Raw genomic sequence first — 17,049 nt, 5'->3', positions numbered from 1 at the left:
CAACCGCTGGCGGGTCGACCGGTGTCGTGCCCGCAAAGTGTCGGTGCCGCGCCCTACGGTGGCACCGGGTGGACATCAACGAAGGGTGGCGGCATGACCAGCACTGAGCAGCTCACCGGTGAGCGCACCGACCTCCTGCAGACACTCCGCAGGCACCGCGGTTTCCTCCTGCAGACGGTCGACGGGCTCACCGACGAGCAGGCGGCCAGCCGCCCCACCGTCAGCGGGCTCTGCCTCGGCGGCCTCATCAAGCACGTGTCCGGCGTCGAGCACCGGTGGATGCTCTTCGCCGTCGGCGGCGCGGAGGCGATGGGCCGCGAGGAGATCGACTGGGTCGGTCAGTTCCAGATGTTGCCGGGCGAGACCCTCGCCGGGCTGGTCGAGCGCTTCCAGGAGGTCGCCGCCCAGACCGACGAGTTGGCCGCCACCCTGGACCTGGACGCGGCGCACCCGCTGCCGCAGGCGCCCTGGTTCGAGGCGGGTGCGAGCTGGACGATCCGCCGGGTGCTGCTGCACCTGATCGCCGAGACGGCCCAGCACGCCGGGCACGCCGACATCCTGCGGGAGTCGATCGACGGCGCCAAGACCATGGGCTGACTCCGACACCGACCGTCGCCGGGCCGAGCGCTGCCGCACCGCCTCACCGCAGACCGTGCCGGCGTTCGGTGGTCCGGTCTCTCGCGTAGGCGTCGGAGTGACCCCAACGGCCCGGGATGTCCAGCAGTTCCAGCCGACCGAACCCCTCCGGCACCGCCGGGTTCACCAACAGGTTGTCGCCGGTGGGTCGCAGGCCCAGCATGGTGCCGAGCAGCATCAGCAACGCTCCCGACGACCACGCCTGCGGGCGGCAACTCGTCGCCAACTGCACGGGGTAGGTCGTCAGGCTGCGCTCGTAGCCGGCGATCATCTCCGGCGCCGCGCCACCGAGCGTCTGCGCCATGTCGAAGATGCCGTCCGCGATCCGGGCCGCCTGCACGTCGAGGCGGTAGCGGCGCAAACCGGCCGCGATCAGCGCGTTGTCCGACGGCCACACCGCGCCCAGGTGCGTGCCCACCGGGTTGTACGTGCGCTGCCCCGTGGCGAACGTGCGTACCCCCCACCCGTTGAACAGCCGCGGCCCGACCAGGTGCCCGGCGACCGCCTCCGCCCGGTCGTCCGCAACGATCCCGCTCCACAGCAGATGCCCGATGTTGGAGGCCAGCGCGTCGACCGGTTCGCCGTACGGGTCGAGCGCCAACGCGTAGTACTCCCGGTGTGGCAGCCAGAAGTCAGTGTTGAAGCGCTCCTTCAGCGCTTCCGCCTCCCGTTCCAACCGGTCGGCGTACGCGGGGTCGCCCCAGAACTCCCGGGCCATCCGGGCGCCACGCCGCTTCGCGTCGTACGCGTAGCCCTGCAACTCGCAGGTGGCCCGGGGGAAGGCGGGTTGCCGACCGTGGGCGTCGACGATGGCGTCCGGGGAGTCCTTCCAGCACTGGTTGATCGTGCCGTCGCGCTCGTTGCGGCGCTGGTAGCGCAGGTAGCCGTCCCCGGTCAGGTCGCCGTACTCGTCGATCCAGTCCAGCGCCATCCGGGCCGGGTGGCGCAGCTCGCGGACCAGGTCCGCGTCACCGGACCAGCGCTCGTACTCGTCGAGCAGCACGACGAAGAGCGGTGTGGTGTCCGCCGCACCGTAGTAGAGCGCGCTCACCCGGTCGCTGAACGCCCCCGTCTCGCCGTACCGGAGGTGGGCCAGGATCTTGCCGGGCTCCTCGTCCAACGCGTCGTCGAGTTGGCCGCCCTGCATGAGCGCCAGCATCCGTAGCGTCGCCGGAGCCAGTTCGGGGGTGAAGGCCACCGTCTGGAGGCAGGTGATGAGGGCGTCCCGGCCACACAACCCCATCGCCCACGGCAGACCACCGATGGGCACCCGCTCGCGGTATGACAGCGGCTGGTAGCGCAGCGCCGCCAGGTCCGCGAGGCTGCCCTGGTAGAGCTCCTCCAGGCCCTTGCGTTCGGCCACCAGCTGCGGCGCCCGGTCCAGCCACTGCGCCAGGTCCTCGCGCATCCCCGTCCGTACGGTCTGCTGGTGCGACTGCAGGTCGGTGCGGAGATCCCGGCCCTCCGCGCCACCCATTGTCACGCTGACGTGCAGATCGGTCTCCCACTTCCCCTCGGGTTCGATCCGGATCCGGAACGTCATCCCCCGCTCGTCCACCTCGGCGGGGACGGTGCTGCGCACTGTGGTTTCGCGAACGAACCGGTCCCGCTGGTAGCGCAGCACGAGGCGGTGACGCGCCGGGTCGGCGGTGACCTCGATGGCCCGCTGCCGGAGCTGCCCGAGCTGCCCGACCTCGACGATGTCGGTGAAGTCGCTGGCCATCTCCACCCGGACGGTGAACTCGGCGGGCTGCGACGAGTGGTTGAGCACCGTGATGTTCTCGTGGAAGCAGTCGTGCACCGAGCGGTGCCTGATGATCGACACGTCGGCGTCGACGTAGTGGCTCGCCGCACCGGGGACCAGGAAGAACCGGGTTTCGAAGTAGGTGAGGTCGTCGCGGGAGAGCGCGTTGATCCGTTCACCGTCGATCCTGAGCACCCAGTGGGACAGGAATCTGGTGTCGTACGCGAAGAGTCCGGACGGAGCCTGCGGTTCGGCCTCGATGTCGCCCTGGGCGTCGCTGATGGCGAACACGTTGCCCGCGATGAGGTGCACCAGTTCCTGCTTCACGACCGCTCATCCCGAGCGGTCGTCTCGGGCCCAGCGTGCCCGGCCCGGCCGGCCAGCGCGGCCCGGCCCAGCTCGTGCGGATGACGGGCGCCGTCCGGCCCGGGGAAGATCCGCCGCAGCAGCATCAGCAGTTGCATGTTGCCCTGCACGGTCAGCTCGTTGCGCAACAGGCCCGCGCCCGGGTGCAGCCCGCCGCGGGCCATCCGGTCGAAGACCGCCCGGTCGGCCCGCACCACCAGCTCGGCGTCGTCGGCCGAGCGGGTCACCCGGACCTGCTGGTCGGCGATGGTCAGGTACCAGTGATTGGTGCTGCCGTCGTCGCGGACATCCAACCGCAGCGTCCCCGCTGTGGTCTCCGGCAGGTCGGGCCGCCGACCGGTGTCCAGCTGTCGCAGGTACTGCTCCGCCGTCGCGCCCATCGGGTCCCCTCCCCACGGTTTCCCGCAGGATCACCCGCGTCGGGGTGAGCCCGGTTCACCCGGAACGGGTGAGGTGCCAGATCTGTCCTGGCCTCGGCTTGTTTGTTCTGGAACGAGGTGGGCAGCCCATGGTTCAGTCGAGACGGACGGGAGTAGCGGTATGCGCGCGCTGCGGTTGCGGGAGTGGAGGTCGGAACCGGAGTTGGTCGAGGTTCCCGATCCGACGCCGGGGCCGGGTCAGGTGGTGGTCCGGGTCGGCGGTGCCGGCGCCTGCCATTCCGACCTGCACCTCATGGACGAGTTCGAGCCCGGCACGATGCCCTGGAACCCACCGTTCACCCTCGGGCACGAGAACGCCGGCTGGGTGCACGCCCTCGGCGATGGGGTGACCGGGTTGTCCGTCGGCCAACCGGTCGCCGTCTTCGGCGCGTGGGGCTGCGGCACCTGCGCCCGATGCCGGGTCGGGGTCGACCCGTACTGCGAGAACCCGTCCGCCGCGCCGGTACCGAGCGGGGGCGGCGGGCTCGGACTGGACGGCGGCATGGCCGAGTTCGAGCTGGTCCCGGACGCGCGGCACGTCGTGCCTCTTCCGGAGGGCCTGGATCCGGCGCAAGCCGCACCGTTGACCGACGCGGGACTCACCCCGTACCACGCCATCCGGCGTTCCTGGCCGAAGCTGCCACCGGGCAGCACGGCAGTCGTGATCGGGGTCGGCGGGCTGGGGCATGTGGGTGTGCAGATCCTCAAGGCCACCACAGCCGCGCGCGTGGTCGCCGTGGACACCCGAGCTGAGGCGCTGCGGCTGGCCGAGGAGTGCGGCGCCGAGCGCACCGTGACCGCCGGACCGACCGCCGCCGAGGAGATCCGGGACGCCACCGGGGGGCGGGGCGCCGACGTGGTGCTGGACTTCGTCGGCACGGACACCACCCTGGCGCTCGGCGTGGCGGCGGCCCGCACCGTTGGCGACCTGACCATCGTGGGGATCGGCGGAGGCAGCGTGGGGGTGTCGTTCTTCTCCGTGCCCTACGAGGTGAGCATCGCGACCACCTACTGGGGCAGCCGCCCGGAACTGGTGGAGGTGCTCGACCTGGGTGCCCAGGGCCTGGTCCGTCCGAAGACCACCACCTTCGCGCTGGACGACGCTCTGGACGCGTACCGCCAGATGCGCGACGGCACACTGGAGGGCCGGGCGGTGATCGTGCCGTGACCCCGGCGTTCAGTCGGCCTCGATGAGGCCGCGCACGTAGGCGGCCTGGCCCACGTGTTGCAGGTCGTCGTCAACGATGCTGACCAACCTGACGCCGAGAGTGACCGGCGGGTCCCACGCCTCGTCGACCACACGGTCCAGGTCCGCCGGACCCAGGCCGGCCAGGAAGCGTCCGGTACGCGCCGCGACCGCCTGGTAGTAGTCGATCAGCGCCTGTGCGCTCTCCGGCCGCACCGCAGCGACCTGGGCGGGCGAGTGCCCGTAGCCGGTGTTGTCGGGGTCGGCGGCGAGCCCGAACCGACCCGCCCAGTCGCCGCTCACCCAGATCTGCTCGGCGTCGAGCAGGTCGGCGACGTGGTGGTCCTGCACCCGGGTGAGGTGCCAGACCAGCCAGCCGACCGAGTTGGCGCCCGGGGCGGGCTGGTGGCGCAGTTGCTCGGGGCTGAGGCCGTCGACGGCCGCGCGGACGAGGTCGGGCAGCCGGTCATACGCCTCGGTCAGCAGGTCATTCACGTCCACGGGTACGCCTTCCTGGTCGGTTCCCTCACAGGTACCGCCGGCCCCGGACGGGCAAACCTCGGCCGCTACGGTGATCGAATGGTCGCCGCGGTGGAGTTGTACCTGGACCCGGACGCCACCCGCCGGATCCGGGTGCTCTGGGACGCCCTGGAGGCCGAGGGCGTGCAGAGCATGCGCTCGCTGCTGGAGCAGCGCCACCGCCCGCACGTCTCGCTCATGGTGGCACCCCGGTTCGACAGGGAGCAGGTCGCCGAGGCGCTGAAGGGGACGGTGGTGGCCGCCCCGCTGCGGCTCGACTTCCAGTACGCGGGCCAGTTCGTCGGTCGGGTGCTCTGGCTCGGCCCGGCACCCACACCGGAGTTGCTGGCGCACCACCGGCTGGTGCACGACCGGCTCGCCGCCGCCGGCATCGCCCTCGCCGAGCACTACCAGCCGGGGCGGTGGGTGCCGCACTGCACGCTCTCCATGCGGGTGCCGAACACGCTGATGGCCGCCGCAGTGCGCCGCTGTCTGGAGGTGTTGCCGCTGGCCGCGACAGTGGTCGGCGCGGCGCTCACCGACCACGCGCGCGGCATCGCCTACCCGCTGCCTTGACCGCGCCTCGATCGTCGAGGCGTAATGTCCGGTTTGGCGGGCGACAGTCGGAAACCCGAAAACAAGCGGTGCGGATGTGGCCGGGCGTGGGAAGGTTCGAGTGGCTGTCGTACCGGTGGTGGGCTGCTCGTAGGCGGTCCGCCCGGCCGGTGTGGCGCGGGGTCACCCCGCGCCGCCCACGGCGGCTTCGACGAGGAGAGGCAGGGCCCATGCAGGCTCAGCGCAGGCCACCGCGCACGGAGCGGAGCCAGACCCGGGACGACCGGACCGGCGGCGGAATGACCGGGGCGGCCACGCCACTGACTATCTGGGCGGCGGCCGTACTGCTCGGCCGGATCGGTGCCGGCGACGACGACGTCGAGGACGAGCGGCACATCCTGCGCGGCATCGAGTGATCCCGGCCGCGCGGCTCAGAGCCAGCCGCGCCGCTTGAAGATCACATAGAGGGTGCCGCAGACCAGCAGCATCAGCAGCAGCGCGAAGAGGTAACCCAAGCGCCAGTTCAGCTCCGGCATGTGGATGAAGTTCATGCCGTACACGGTGCCGATGAGCGTGGGAGCGAAGAGGATCGCCGCCCAGGAGGAGACCTTCTTCAGCTCCTCGTTCTGGCTGTAGCTGGCCGCGGTGAGGCTGCGCATCTCCTCGTTCTGCTGCTGCGAGACGAGGGTGGCGTTGACGGTGAGGATGTTCTGCAACAGGTGCCGGAAACCGTCCACCCGCTCCACCACCTGGGTCAGGTGGTCGGTGACGTCACGCAGATAGCGGCGCAGTTCCTCGTCGGCGCTGGCGCTGCCGGCGCCGTCGGCCAGCGCGTCGAGCACGCTGAGCAGCGGACGGGCGGCCCGCTGGAACTGGATGACCTCGCGGCTGAGCCCGTAGATGCGCCGGCTGGCGTTCGGGTCGCCACCGAACACCTGGGTCTCGATCTCGTCGATGTCGTTCTCCAGTCCGGCCACCACCGGCGCGTACCCGTCGACGACCTGGTCGAGGATCGCGTAGAGGACCGCCTCCGGCCCCCGGGCGAGCATCTGCGCCTCGGTCTCCAGCCGCCGCCGCACCGCGGCCAGGTCGGGCGCCTCGCCGTGTCGCACGGTGACCACGAAGCCCGGGCCGATGAACAGGTGCAGCTCGGAGAACTCGACCTCCTCCCGGAGGTCGTCGTAGCGGGCGGCGCGCAGCACCACGAACAGGGTGTGCCCGTACCGCTCCAGCTTGGGCCGCTGGTGGGCGTTGATCGCGTCCTCGACCGCCAGGTCGTGCAGCCGAAACTCCCGCGCCAGCGAGGTGATCTGCTCGATGTCCGGCCGGTACAACCCGATCCAGGCCATCGCGCCGTCCTGCTCCTGGAGACAGCGGTACGTTTCGGCGAGGCCGGACGGCGAGGCGAACCGGTGCCCCCGGAGGTAGACCGCGCTGTCCACCAGGCCGCCGTGGGACGCGCCGGGTGACTCCGCGGACGGCGCCACGCCGACAGTCGTCTCGTACTCGTCGAGTTGGCGTCCGAAGCCATCACCCGGGCGGAAGCGACGGCCGCCGACCATGCCCTGTCCCCTCCCCCGGGTGCCGTCCCATCCAGCCCGGGGCGCTGCTTCCCCAGTGTCCTGGGCCCTGAAACCCGCAGTGGCGTCGGCTGGGTTCCGCACACCGGCGGACGGGGCCGGCCCGGCGGGCGGATACTCACGGTGACCGGGGTTGGGATGACGGGGGACGCGCCGGTGACTGTCGACAGACGCGCCGGCCGGTTGCGGGGGTGGCTGCTCGACGCCGGCTCGGACCAGGCCGTGCAGCACCCGGGGCCGCACGGGCGCCCGCCGGAGCACCGGCACCACCCGTGGTGGAAGGTGATGTGCCTGACCGGCGTCGACTACTTCTCCACGCTGGGTTACCAGCCGGGCATCGCGGCGCTGGCCGCCGGGGCGCTCTCACCGGTGGCGACGGTGGTGCTGGTGCTGGTGACCCTGCTGGGGGCGCTGCCGGTCTACCGGCGGGTGGCGGTGGAGAGCCCGCACGGTGAGGGCTCCATCGCGATGCTGGTACGCCTGCTGAGCTACTGGCCGGGCAAGTTGCTGGTGCTGGTGCTGCTCGGTTTCGCGGCCACCGACTTCATCATCACCATCACCCTCTCGGCCGCCGACGCGACGGCGCACATCGACGAGAACCCGTTCTGGCCGAGCGGGCTCAAGGGTCACGAGGTGCTGGTCACGCTGCTGCTGCTGTCGCTGCTGGGCACGGTGTTCCTCAAGGGATTCGCCGAGGCCATCGGGATCGCCGTCGTGCTGGTCGCGGTCTACCTGACGCTGAATGCCGTGGTGGTGGCCGACGCGCTGTGGCGGGTGGTGACGCACCCGAGCGCGGTAGGTGACTGGACCACCGCGCTGACCACCGGGCACGGCGATCCGTGGCTGGTGGTCGGGTTGTCGCTGCTGGTCTTTCCGAAGCTGGCGTTGGGTCTGTCCGGCTTCGAGACCGGGGTGGCGGTCATGCCGAGCGTACGGGGTGACCCGCAGGACTCGGAGGCCCAACCGCTGGGCCGGATCCGTGGCGCCCGCCGGCTGCTCACCACCGCGGCGGTGATTATGAGCGTCTTCCTGATCACCAGCAGTGTGACGACCACAGTGCTCATTCCGCCGGAGGCCTTCCAGCCGGGCGGGCCGGCGAACGGGCGCGCGCTGGCCTACCTGGCGCACGCCCACCTCGGCGAGGTGTTCGGCACCATCTACGACCTGTCCACCATCGGAATTCTCTGGTTCGCCGGGGCATCCGCGATGGCTGGTCTGCTCAACCTCGTGCCGCGCTACCTGCCCCGTTACGGCATGGCGCCGACCTGGGCGCGAGCCGTCCGGCCGCTGGTGCTGGTCTTCACCGCCGTGGCGTTCCTGATCACGATCATCTTCGAGGCCAGCGTGGACGCGCAGGGCGGCGCGTACGCCACCGGGGTCCTGGTGTTGATCACCTCGGCCGCGACGGCGGTGACGCTCGCGGCGCTCCGGCAGCGTCAGCGCGGCCGCACCATCGCGTTCGGGGTCATCGCGGTGATTTTCGTCTACACCACGCTGGCGAACGTGGTGGAGCGCCCGAGCGGCGTCAAGATCGCGGGCTGTTTCATCGGCGGGATCATCCTGGTGTCGGCGCTGTCCCGGCTGAGGCGGGCCTACGAGCTGCGCGTCGACCACGTTGAGCTGGACCACGCCGCGGCCCGGATGATCGACGAGCGCGCCGGACGGCGGATCCGCCTCATCGCGCACGAACCCGACCGGCGCGACGAGGCGGAGTACCACGCGAAGCTGGCGCAGACCATGGCGGACAACGACTTTCCCGACGACAGCGACGTCATCTTCGTCGAGGTCACTGTCACCGACCCGTCCGACTTCGAGACCGAGCTGCTGGTCCGCGGCAGCGTGGTCGACGGCCGCTTCCCGGTGCTCAGCCTGGCCAGCTCGTCGGTGCCCACCGCGCTCGCCGCCCTGCTGCTGGAGATCCGTGACCGCAGCCGTCGCCGCCCCCACATCTACTTCGAGTGGTCCGAGGGCGGCCCAACCCGCAACTTCCTGCGCTACCTGGCGTTCGGACAGGGCGCCATCGCCTCGGTGACCCGGGAGATCCTGCGCCGCCAGGAGCCCGACCCGCACCGTCGACCGCACGTGCACGCCGGCTGACCTGCGAGTCGACAGCCCGTCGCGCACAGTGAGCGTGGTCATACCGACTGGACGATCCACCCGTTCGTGCTGCTAGCCTCGGCGCAGGTCATGAGCGCCAGCGCGAAGCCCCGGCTCGCTGGCCGGCAACCCTCCTCCGCGGTGGGGTGCCCCGGGTGAAGACCAGGCACCGGCAGGACGTCGGTGCAAGCGTGGCCTGGCACCCAGGTCAGCACAGACCCGGGAGAACCATGCGCATCCTCAGCACCACCCCACCGACCGACGTCGCGGACTCCCGCACCGGTCGACCCTCGCCCGCACTGATCCGGCGGCGGCACGTGGACATGATGCGAATGTGCAGCGCCGCCTGTCGTCGCGGCACCGCGCTCTAGCACCCCCTTCCCCAGCTCGTTTCCCACCGGTACGCCCATCGGGCGTGCCGTCGGTGGCGCACGTCGATACGCGCCCAGACACCACATTCGGAGACACCAGTGCGATTCCTTCCTGCCCTGACCCGTGCCGCCGCCCTGGGCGCGGCCACGATCCTGGCCGCCACCACCCTCACCGCCTGCGGCGACGACAGCTCGTCCGACGCCACCGCCAACCCGTACCGCCTGGCCCAGGCGGGTGTGCTGCGCGCCGGAACGCTTACCGACGCCCCGCCGAACGTGTACCTCAAGGACGGCAGGTTCACCGGCTTCGACAACGACCTGCTGACCGCCGTGGCCGGCAAGCTCGGCCTCACCGTCGAGTTCGTCGGCACCGACTTCTCCGCGCTGCTCAGCCAGGTGAACAACCGCAAGTTCGACGTGGGCAGCTCCTCGATCACCATCACCGAGGCCCGCAAGAAGACAGTCGACTTCGGCAACGGCTACGACTTCGGCTACTTCGGCCTGGACGTCCCGGCCGGCTCGCCGATCACCGGCTTCGACCAGCTCACCGGCAAGCGGGTCGTGGTGGTGCAGGGCACCGTCCAGGACGACTACGCCACCGGCAAGCAGCTCAACCCGGTGCGGGTGCCGGACTACAACGGTGCGATCAACCAGCTCAAGGCGGGCACCGCCGACGCCTGGATCGCCCCGGCGGAGATCGGCGAGAAGTCGGCCGCCGACAGCAACGGCAAGATCACCGTGGCGGCCAAACAGCTCAGCCCGGCACCGACCGCGTACGCGGTGGCCAAGGGGAACGACAAGCTGCGCGAGGCGCTGAACAAGAGCCTCGACGAGGTCATCGCCGACGGCACCTGGAGCCGGTTGCAGGCGCAGTACTACCCGGGTCGGCCGATCCCGGCGGACTTCACACCGGGCAGCGGCACTGTGAACGCCCCGTCCGCGTCGGCCACGCCGTCGGTGTCGGCTGTGCCGACGGGGCCGTCGGCGTCCGCGTCGACCGCTTCCTGAACCGGTGACGAGCGAGCGGGGCGGTAGGAGCGACCGATGGATCCGTTGAGCACCCTGTGGGAGACCTTCTTCGACGCCGACGCGATGCGCGAGGCGCTGCCCGAGATGCTGACGGTCGGGTTGCCCAACACGCTGATCCTGGCGGTCTCCGCCGCCCTGCTCGGCTCGGTGCTGGGCCTGCTGCTGGCCGTGGCGGGCATCTCCCGCAGCCGCTGGTTGCGCTGGCCGGCGCGGGTCTACACCGACGTGTTCCGGGGACTGCCGGCCGCGGCGACGATCCTGCTGATCGGCGTCGGGCTGGCCCCGCTGGGCATGCAGGTCTGGGGGCCGGATCCCTACCCGTTGGGCATCCTGGCGCTGTCGCTCATCGCCGCCGCGTACATCGGGGAGATCTTCCGCTCGGGCATCCAGTCGGTGGAGGCCGCCCAGTTGGAGGGCTCCCGGGCGCTCGGCTTCTCCTGGGCCGACTCGATGCGGCTGGTGATCATTCCGCAGGGCATCCGGCGGGTGTTGCCGGCCTGGGTGAACCAGCTCATCGCGCTGATCAAGGACTCCAGCCTGGTCTACTTCCTCGGCCTGGTGGCCAGCCAGCGGGAGCTGTTCCGGATCGGGCAGGACTACGCGGCCACCACCGGCAACGAGTCGGCACTGCTGCTGGCAGGGCTCTGCTACCTGGCGTTGACAGTCCCGCTGACGCACGTCGTCAACTGGATCGACAGACGGCTGCGCAACGGTCGGCCGGCCACCGTGTCGACCGAAGAGGACGACGACGACATCCCGTCGTACGCCGCGACGGAAGGAGATCGACGATGACCACCGCCACGACGACCTCGGTCAGCCTCGACGTACGCGACGTGCACCTCGCCTTCGGACCGAACCGGGTGCTGCGCGGCGTCGACCTCTCGGTGCCGCGCGGCGCGACGGCCTGCGTCATCGGGCCGTCCGGGTCGGGCAAGTCCACACTGCTGCGCACCATCAACCGACTGATCGAACCGGACCGGGGCGACGTGCTGCTGGACGGGCGCAGCGTGCTGGGCGACGACCCGGACGCGCTGCGGCAGCGGGTGGGCATGGTGTTCCAGCAGTTCAACCTCTTTCCGCACATGAGCGTGCTGCGCAACGTCACGCTGGCGCTACGCCGGCTGCGCAAGCTCGGTGCGGACGAGGCGGAGACCGTCGCCCGGGCCCAGTTGGAGCTGGTGGGGCTGGCCGGCAAGGCGAACTCCCGCCCTGCGCAGCCCTCCGGTGGTCAGCAGCAGCGGGTGGCGATCGCCCGCGCGCTGGCGCTGCGGCCCGAGGTGATGCTCTTCGACGAGGCCACCTCGGCGCTCGACCCGGAGTTGGTCAAGGGCGTCCTCGGGGTGATGGCCGACCTGTCCGCCGCCGGCATGACGATGGTGGTGGTGACCCACGAGATGGGCTTCGCCCGGCAGGTAGCCGACACCGTCGCCTTCATGGACCGGGGCGTGGTGCTGGAGGCCGGCCCACCCGAGGCGATCTTCGAGCGGGCCGAGCATCAGCGGCTTCGCCGGTTCCTCGACCAGGTGCTCTGAGCCCTCGGTCACTCGTTGGATCCACGCCCCAGCAGCCGGATCTCCTCGTTGTCCAGCGCGGCCTGGAGTTCCTGGAGCACCAGGTCGTCGATCTCCCGGTTGTCGCGCAGTCGGGTGACCTCCCGCCTCTTGTGGGCGAGGACACCGAGGCGCAGTCGGCGTTCCAACCGGCGCTCCTCGGCGGTGTTCCCGCCGCTCTCGTTGAGGTCCTCCAGATGCCGCCGGTACTCGGCCTCCAGCCGACGCACCGAGTCATCCTGGGCACCGATCTCCGCCGCGACCCGTGGTAGGGCGGCCAGGCCCACCTCGGTGGCGCGCCGCCGAGCGTTGCGGGCCTCGTCGACGCGTTCCGGGTCGCCGCTGAGCCCGGCCCAGCGGACCACCAACGGCAGTGTGGTGCCCTGAAGCAGCATGATCAGCACGATCACCAGCGCGGTGACGAAGATGATCAGATCGCGTTCGACCACCGGTCGACCGTCGACCATCACCGTCGGAACGGCCAGGGCGGCGGCCAGCGAGACTGCGCCCCGGAAACCGGACCAGCCCGCGACGGTCCCCACCCGCCAGGCGGACGGCCCCTGGCTCGGGTCCATGATGCGGCGCCGCCCCAGCCTCGCGGCTTGCGCGGTCAGGTAGACGAAGAGAAGCCGGGTGCCGATCACGACCACTGTGACCACCAACACGATCATCAGAGCCCGCCCGGGCGAGGTGCTGGTGATGCCCCGGACCGCGCGGGGAATCTGCGTGCCGAGCAGGACGAACAGACCGCCGTTGATCAGGAAGGTGGACAGGTCCCAGAACGCGTACGCCAGCACCCGGGACCGGGCCCGGATCACCCGTGGGCCGGCGTAGGCCAGCACCAGGCCGGCGACCACCACCGCCAGCACCCCACTGGCGTGCACCGAGTCGGCGAGCAGGAAGGCACCGAACGGTGTCAGCACGCTCAAGGCGCCCTCGCGCAGCGGATCGTCGAGCCGCTTGCGGATCAGCACCACGGCGGCCCCCACCAGCAGACCGGCTGTCACACCGCCGACGCTGGCGCCGACGAACTCCTCTCCGACGCCCAGCACGCCCGGGTCGGCGCTGTGGCTGAGCAGACCCACAGCCACCGCGAAGACCACCAGCGCCGTGCCGTCGTTGATCAGGCTCTCCGCGTGCAGGGTGGTGAGCAGCTTCCGGGGCAGCCGCTTGGCCAGGCCGGTGACCGCGGCGGCGTCGGTCGGCGCGAGGACCGCGCCGAGCACCCAGGCGGCGGCGGGGTTCACCCCGAACGCCTGCGCGGCGAACGACACAGTGACCATGGTGAGCACCACCAGCACCACGGCGAGCAGCCCGATCACGGGCAGGTTGGCCCGGATCTCCCGCAGGCTGATGGTGAGGCTCTCCCGGTACAGGATCGCCGGCAGGAAGATCAACAGGACCAGGTCGGGTTCCAGGGCGACCTCGGACAGCGGCGGCGTGAGTCCGAGCAGTACGCCCAACGCGATGAGCAGAACCGGCGGGGCCACCCGGTACCGGCCGCCGAGAGTGGTGCCGACGAGGACTGTGACGCCCAGCGCCACGATCAGGATGAGCGCCTCCACGCCTACCCCCCCTCGGACCACTGCCGACGGTGCACGCGCCGGTGGTTCCATCTGACCGCACCCGCCGGTGGGTTCCGGCGGAAACCGGCAAGTCGCCGTGGCCTCGGATCGGATCAGGCGGTGGCGCGGGCGCGCGCGGTCACCGCACGAGCCGTACGACGGTGCTCGGCTGCCTCCTCGTGCCGACCCAGCGCGGCGGCCAGGTCGGCGAGGTGCCCGGCCACCGGGCCCACGGTGAGCACCCCGCTGCCGGCGGCCAGTTCGTCGGCGGCCGGCAGCAGCTCGGCGTGGACCCGGCTCATCGTGGCCCGGTCGTCGAGGGCGCACGCCGCCCGACCGACGAGGCAGAGCCGTACCTCACGCAGCAGATCGTGCGGCCCCTCGGGAAGCGCCAGCAGGGCGGCCGTGGCGGCGTCCCGCTCGTCGGCGGCGACCAGCAGCAACGGTCGGACCCACGGCTCGTGCGGACCCCAGTCCAGGTCCGCCCAGTCGTCCCCGCCGAGCCCGGCGGTCGGCCGGTCCCCGCCGATGGTGTCGGCCAGCCGCAGACCGAGCAGGGCCAGCGGGAGCAACCCCTGGGTCAGCCCCGGCATGCCGTCGGCGCTCACGGGGTCGGCAGCCGAGCGGTACGCCCGCGCCGCCGCGTCCGACTCGCCGTCGAGCGCCAGGCGCAGCGCGGCGTACCACCGGGTGAAGACACCGACCAACGGCAGCTCGTACCGTTCGGCGAGCCGGTCGGCGGCGCGGGCGTGCGCGTCGGCGGTGGGCCGGTCGGCCAGCGCACAGTTGGCCTGGACCAGGACCAGGTGGCCGAGCACCTCGAAGGTCACCAGGTGGTTCCGGGCGGCCAGTTCGACAAGTTCCACGCCGATCCGGGCCCGCGCGTCGGCCAGACCGACGCTGTGGAAGGCGTGCATGAAGCGGGCGTTGAGCGCGAAGGCCAACAGCCCGGGGTCACCGATGTCGCGGGCGATCGTCTCGGCCTCGGCCGCGGCGCGGCGGCCCCGATCATGTGTGGTGCCGCGCAGCTCCAGCGCGAGGGTGCTCAGCAGCCGGCTGCGCTGCGCCGAGCCGGTCGGGCCGAGCGCGGTCAGGGCGTGTTCGGCGGCTCGGACGATGTGCCCGGAGAGCAGGTCGTCGTCGTTGCGCGTCCAACTGGCGGGCACGTCGAAGCCGGCTAGGGCCTCCTGGATCAGCATGGGGTCGCCGGTGGACTCGGCGACGGTGATCGCCTCGGCACGCCGTAGCCGGGCCTCGGCCAGCTGGCCCGTCACGGCCACCGCCCGCCCCAGACCGAGCAGCGCTGTCACCCGCCCACGCGGCTCGACCCCGCTGGCGCTGTCGTACGCCTCGATCACCTGGCCCCACAGGCGGGCCGCCTCGTGCGGGTTGCCGCCCCGTTCGGCCCGCTCGGCAGCCACCTGGGCGTATGTCGACGCCTCGGCGGCGTGGGCCGGCCCGCCGGCGCGCAGCAGGTGGTACGCGAGGGCCGCCGGCTCGACGGGTTCCCGTTGTCGCAGCACCTCGGCGACGGCCGCGTGCCAGGCGGCGCGGCGCGGCGCGGACAGGTCGGTGTAGAGCGTGTCGCGGACCAGGATGTGGGTGAAGCGCAGCCGCCCGTCGGACTCTCGTTCGGTGAGGAATCCGGCCGCCAGGGCGCGGTCCACGGCGTCCAGCGCTGCCGTCGGGTCACCGGCCAGCGCACCCAGCACGTCCGGGTCGAGGTCCCGACCGAGCACTGCCGCCTGCCGCAGCACGGTACGGGTCGAGGCGGACAGCTGCGCCAACCGGTGCCGGATCACGTCACGTACCCCGGGCGGCACGGCGGCCAACCCCGCCTGCCCCGTGCTCGCGAACAGCTGGGCCAGCTCGCGGACGAAGAACGGGTTGCCGCCGCTGCGCAGGTGTATCGCCCGGGCGGTGGCCGGGTCCGGGTCCGCCCCGACGATGGCGCCGACCAGCTCGCCGGTCGCCGACGCGGGCAGGCCGGCAAGATACTCCCGGACCGGTTCCAGCCCGGCGGCGCGGGCCAGGGTGGCGGTCAGCTCCGGGCTGATCTCGGTGGCCCGGTAGGTGCCGAGGATCAGCACCGGCCCGCTGGCCGGCTGCGGGCCGGTGAGCAGCGCGGTCAGCAGGTCCAGGGTGTCGCCGTCGGCGCGGTGCAGGTCGTCGAGGACCAGCAGGACCGGCTCGCGGTCGGCGACCGTCGAGATCAGTGCGGCCACCGCGCGGTGTCGACGGAACCGCACGGTGGCGGGGTCAGCCGAACCGTCGGCCGAACCGTCTTCCGGGTCGGCGACGGCGGCGGGGGCGGCGGCGGGGGCGGCGAGCGCGTCGGTGATCTGGGTCCACGGCCACGCCGGTGGGGCCCCCTCGTATTCCGGGCTTCGCCCCCACGCGGTGACCCAGCCCTCAGCGGCGAGTCGCCGGGTCAGGGCCTCGGCCAGCGCCGTCTTGCCGGCACCCGGGTCGCCGCCGAGCAGGGCGAGCGTGGGCTGGCGGCGGCGGGACGCGGCCGCGGCGGCGCGCCGCAGCCGCTCCAGCTCGGCGTCGCGGCCGACGAACGGGCGCTGCTCCGCCTGGACGGGTGCAACGGGTTCCCCGAGGCCGGGGGTGGTGGCCCGATCGACGGCCGGGGCGAGGTGCGGCGCCTGGGCCAGGATGTCGGCTTCCAGCCGTCGCAGTTCGGGCCCCGGGTCCACGCCCAGCTCGGTCACCAGCACGTGGCGGGCCTCCCGCAGCGCGGCCAACGCGTCGCCCTGCCGGCCGGCGCGGTACCGGGCCGTCGCGAGCAGCCTCCAGGCGTCCTCGCGCAGCGGATGGCTGGCCAGGTGCTCCGGCAGGTCCGCGGCGGCCTCGTCCGGTCGACCCACCGCCAGAAGCGCCTCCGCCCGCCGCTCGACGGCGAGCATCCGCAGCTCGTCCAGCCGGTTGATCTCCGCTACCGCCCAGGACTCGTTGGCGCAGTCGGCGTACGCGGGCCCGCGCCAGAGCCCGAGCGCCGCGTCCAGCGCGGCCAGGGCCGGCGCGGGACGTCCGGCTGCCAGCAGCCGGGCCGCCTCGCCGACGGCCGCCTCGAACCGTCCGGCGTCCACCGCGTCCGGGGCGGCCTTCAGCGCGTACCCGGGTGGCTCGGTGACCAGGATGCGGGGCGGCTGCCGGGGTGGCCTGTCGGGTTCCAGGGCCCGGCGCAGGTCGGCCACGAAGGTCCGGATCGCGCCCAGCGCGCCGTCCGGCGCGACCTCCCACAGGTCGTCGACGAGACGATCCACGGGCACCACCCGACCGTGGGCGATCAACAGCCGGCCCAGCACCAGGCGCTGCCGGTGTCCCCGCAGGGGGACCGGGCCGCGCTCGGTCGCGGCGATCACCGGCCCGAGCACGCCGAAGGTCACCGCGACGGGCGCCGTCAGCTGCCTGGTCATGGCACCA

Annotated in this window: 15 protein-coding genes and 1 riboswitch; of the genes, 9 read left to right on the top strand and 6 right to left on the bottom strand. The window is 72.1% G+C overall.

What is annotated here, in order from left to right:
• Positions 1 to 93 precede the first annotated feature (93 nt).
• Entirely contained in the window at positions 94 to 597 is a 504-nt protein-coding gene (locus MED01_RS15750; RefSeq protein WP_238669317.1) for a DinB family protein, read from the top strand.
• 43 nt (positions 598 to 640) lie between these two features.
• Here MED01_RS15750 and MED01_RS15745 read toward each other — a convergent pair whose 3' ends face one another.
• Positions 641 to 2,707: an amylo-alpha-1,6-glucosidase gene (locus MED01_RS15745; RefSeq protein ID WP_238669316.1), complete on the bottom strand. Its 2,067-nt coding sequence runs from the start codon at positions 2,705 to 2,707 to the stop codon at positions 641 to 643.
• Positions 2,704 to 3,126, bottom strand: coding sequence for an SCP2 sterol-binding domain-containing protein (locus tag MED01_RS15740; RefSeq protein ID WP_238669315.1), 423 nt, complete (start codon positions 3,124 to 3,126; stop codon positions 2,704 to 2,706). The genes MED01_RS15745 and MED01_RS15740 overlap by 4 nt, the downstream gene beginning before the upstream one ends.
• Positions 3,127 to 3,286: 160 nt before the next feature.
• On the opposite strand from MED01_RS15740, the gene MED01_RS15735 reads away from it, so the two are divergent.
• Positions 3,287 to 4,333, top strand: coding sequence for an NAD(P)-dependent alcohol dehydrogenase (locus MED01_RS15735; protein ID WP_238669314.1), 1,047 nt, complete (start codon positions 3,287 to 3,289; stop codon positions 4,331 to 4,333).
• A 9-nt stretch (positions 4,334 to 4,342) separates the two neighbouring features.
• Here MED01_RS15735 and MED01_RS15730 read toward each other — a convergent pair whose 3' ends face one another.
• Entirely contained in the window at positions 4,343 to 4,852 is a 510-nt protein-coding gene (locus tag MED01_RS15730; protein WP_238669313.1) for a mycothiol transferase, read from the bottom strand.
• Positions 4,853 to 4,930: 78 nt separating this feature from the next.
• Between MED01_RS15730 and MED01_RS15725 the strand changes: the two genes are divergently transcribed.
• A complete protein-coding gene (locus MED01_RS15725; protein ID WP_238669312.1) occupies positions 4,931 to 5,446 on the top strand; it encodes a 2'-5' RNA ligase family protein in 516 nt (171 codons plus the stop codon).
• 209 nt (positions 5,447 to 5,655) lie between these two features.
• Positions 5,656 to 5,841 carry a hypothetical protein gene (locus tag MED01_RS15720; protein WP_091401337.1) on the top strand — a complete coding sequence of 62 codons (186 nt, stop codon included), beginning with the start codon at positions 5,656 to 5,658 and terminating at the stop codon, positions 5,839 to 5,841.
• A gap of 15 nt (positions 5,842 to 5,856) precedes the next feature.
• Here the strand turns inward: MED01_RS15720 and corA are convergent, their stop codons facing one another.
• Positions 5,857 to 6,987 carry a magnesium/cobalt transporter CorA gene (gene corA / locus MED01_RS15715; RefSeq protein ID WP_238669311.1) on the bottom strand — a complete coding sequence of 377 codons (1,131 nt, stop codon included), beginning with the start codon at positions 6,985 to 6,987 and terminating at the stop codon, positions 5,857 to 5,859.
• A gap of 174 nt (positions 6,988 to 7,161) precedes the next feature.
• On the opposite strand from corA, the gene MED01_RS15710 reads away from it, so the two are divergent.
• The 5 genes from MED01_RS15710 to MED01_RS15690 all read left to right on the top strand — a co-directional run bounded on the left by MED01_RS15710 (position 7,162) and on the right by MED01_RS15690 (position 12,034).
• The gene (locus MED01_RS15710; RefSeq protein ID WP_238669310.1) at positions 7,162 to 9,102 is read left to right on the top strand and encodes an amino acid transporter; all 1,941 of its coding nucleotides are present in this window, start codon (positions 7,162 to 7,164) and stop codon (positions 9,100 to 9,102) included.
• An 86-nt stretch (positions 9,103 to 9,188) separates the two neighbouring features.
• Positions 9,189 to 9,300, top strand: a riboswitch (SAM riboswitch).
• Positions 9,301 to 9,332: 32 nt separating this feature from the next.
• The gene (locus MED01_RS15705; protein ID WP_167457726.1) at positions 9,333 to 9,473 is read left to right on the top strand and encodes a hypothetical protein; all 141 of its coding nucleotides are present in this window, start codon (positions 9,333 to 9,335) and stop codon (positions 9,471 to 9,473) included.
• A 99-nt stretch (positions 9,474 to 9,572) separates the two neighbouring features.
• A complete protein-coding gene (locus tag MED01_RS15700) occupies positions 9,573 to 10,481 on the top strand; it encodes an ABC transporter substrate-binding protein (protein WP_238669309.1) in 909 nt (302 codons plus the stop codon).
• Positions 10,482 to 10,517: 36 nt separating this feature from the next.
• Positions 10,518 to 11,294: an amino acid ABC transporter permease gene (locus MED01_RS15695; protein ID WP_238669308.1), complete on the top strand. Its 777-nt coding sequence runs from the start codon at positions 10,518 to 10,520 to the stop codon at positions 11,292 to 11,294.
• The gene (locus tag MED01_RS15690; protein WP_238669307.1) at positions 11,291 to 12,034 is read left to right on the top strand and encodes an amino acid ABC transporter ATP-binding protein; all 744 of its coding nucleotides are present in this window, start codon (positions 11,291 to 11,293) and stop codon (positions 12,032 to 12,034) included. Before MED01_RS15695 ends, MED01_RS15690 begins: the two co-directional genes overlap by 4 nt.
• Positions 12,035 to 12,042: 8 nt before the next feature.
• Here the strand turns inward: MED01_RS15690 and MED01_RS15685 are convergent, their stop codons facing one another.
• Both MED01_RS15685 and MED01_RS15680 read right to left on the bottom strand, forming a co-directional pair.
• Positions 12,043 to 13,617, bottom strand: a complete 1,575-nt coding sequence (locus tag MED01_RS15685) for a Na+/H+ antiporter (protein WP_238669306.1) — start codon at positions 13,615 to 13,617, stop codon at positions 12,043 to 12,045.
• Positions 13,618 to 13,730: 113 nt separating this feature from the next.
• Complete coding sequence (locus tag MED01_RS15680; RefSeq protein ID WP_238669305.1) at positions 13,731 to 17,042, bottom strand: ATP-binding protein; 3,312 nt, start codon at positions 17,040 to 17,042, stop codon at positions 13,731 to 13,733.
• Between the last annotated feature and the right edge of the window lie 7 nt (positions 17,043 to 17,049).

Origin of the sequence: Micromonospora alfalfae, assembly GCF_022230925.1 — a bacterium.
Taxonomy (GTDB): Bacteria; Actinomycetota; Actinomycetes; order Mycobacteriales; family Micromonosporaceae; genus Micromonospora; species Micromonospora alfalfae.
This window is presented reverse-complemented; position numbering and strand designations above follow the sequence as displayed.

What these genes read in the sequence shown, in the direction of transcription:
- MED01_RS15750 (WP_238669317.1), top strand. Translation starts at nt 94, where the DNA reads ATGACCAGCACTGAGCAGCTCACCGGTGAGCGCACCGACCTCCTGCAG.
- MED01_RS15740 (WP_238669315.1), bottom strand. Translation starts at nt 3,126, where the DNA reads ATGGGCGCGACGGCGGAGCAGTACCTGCGACAGCTGGACACCGGTCGG.
- MED01_RS15735 (WP_238669314.1), top strand. Translation starts at nt 3,287, where the DNA reads ATGCGCGCGCTGCGGTTGCGGGAGTGGAGGTCGGAACCGGAGTTGGTC.
- MED01_RS15725 (WP_238669312.1), top strand. Translation starts at nt 4,931, where the DNA reads ATGGTCGCCGCGGTGGAGTTGTACCTGGACCCGGACGCCACCCGCCGG.
- MED01_RS15720 (WP_091401337.1), top strand. Translation starts at nt 5,656, where the DNA reads ATGCAGGCTCAGCGCAGGCCACCGCGCACGGAGCGGAGCCAGACCCGG.
- corA (WP_238669311.1), bottom strand. Translation starts at nt 6,987, where the DNA reads ATGGTCGGCGGCCGTCGCTTCCGCCCGGGTGATGGCTTCGGACGCCAA.
- MED01_RS15705 (WP_167457726.1), top strand. Translation starts at nt 9,333, where the DNA reads ATGCGCATCCTCAGCACCACCCCACCGACCGACGTCGCGGACTCCCGC.
- MED01_RS15695 (WP_238669308.1), top strand. Translation starts at nt 10,518, where the DNA reads ATGGATCCGTTGAGCACCCTGTGGGAGACCTTCTTCGACGCCGACGCG.
- MED01_RS15690 (WP_238669307.1), top strand. Translation starts at nt 11,291, where the DNA reads ATGACCACCGCCACGACGACCTCGGTCAGCCTCGACGTACGCGACGTG.
- MED01_RS15680 (WP_238669305.1), bottom strand. Translation starts at nt 17,042, where the DNA reads ATGACCAGGCAGCTGACGGCGCCCGTCGCGGTGACCTTCGGCGTGCTC.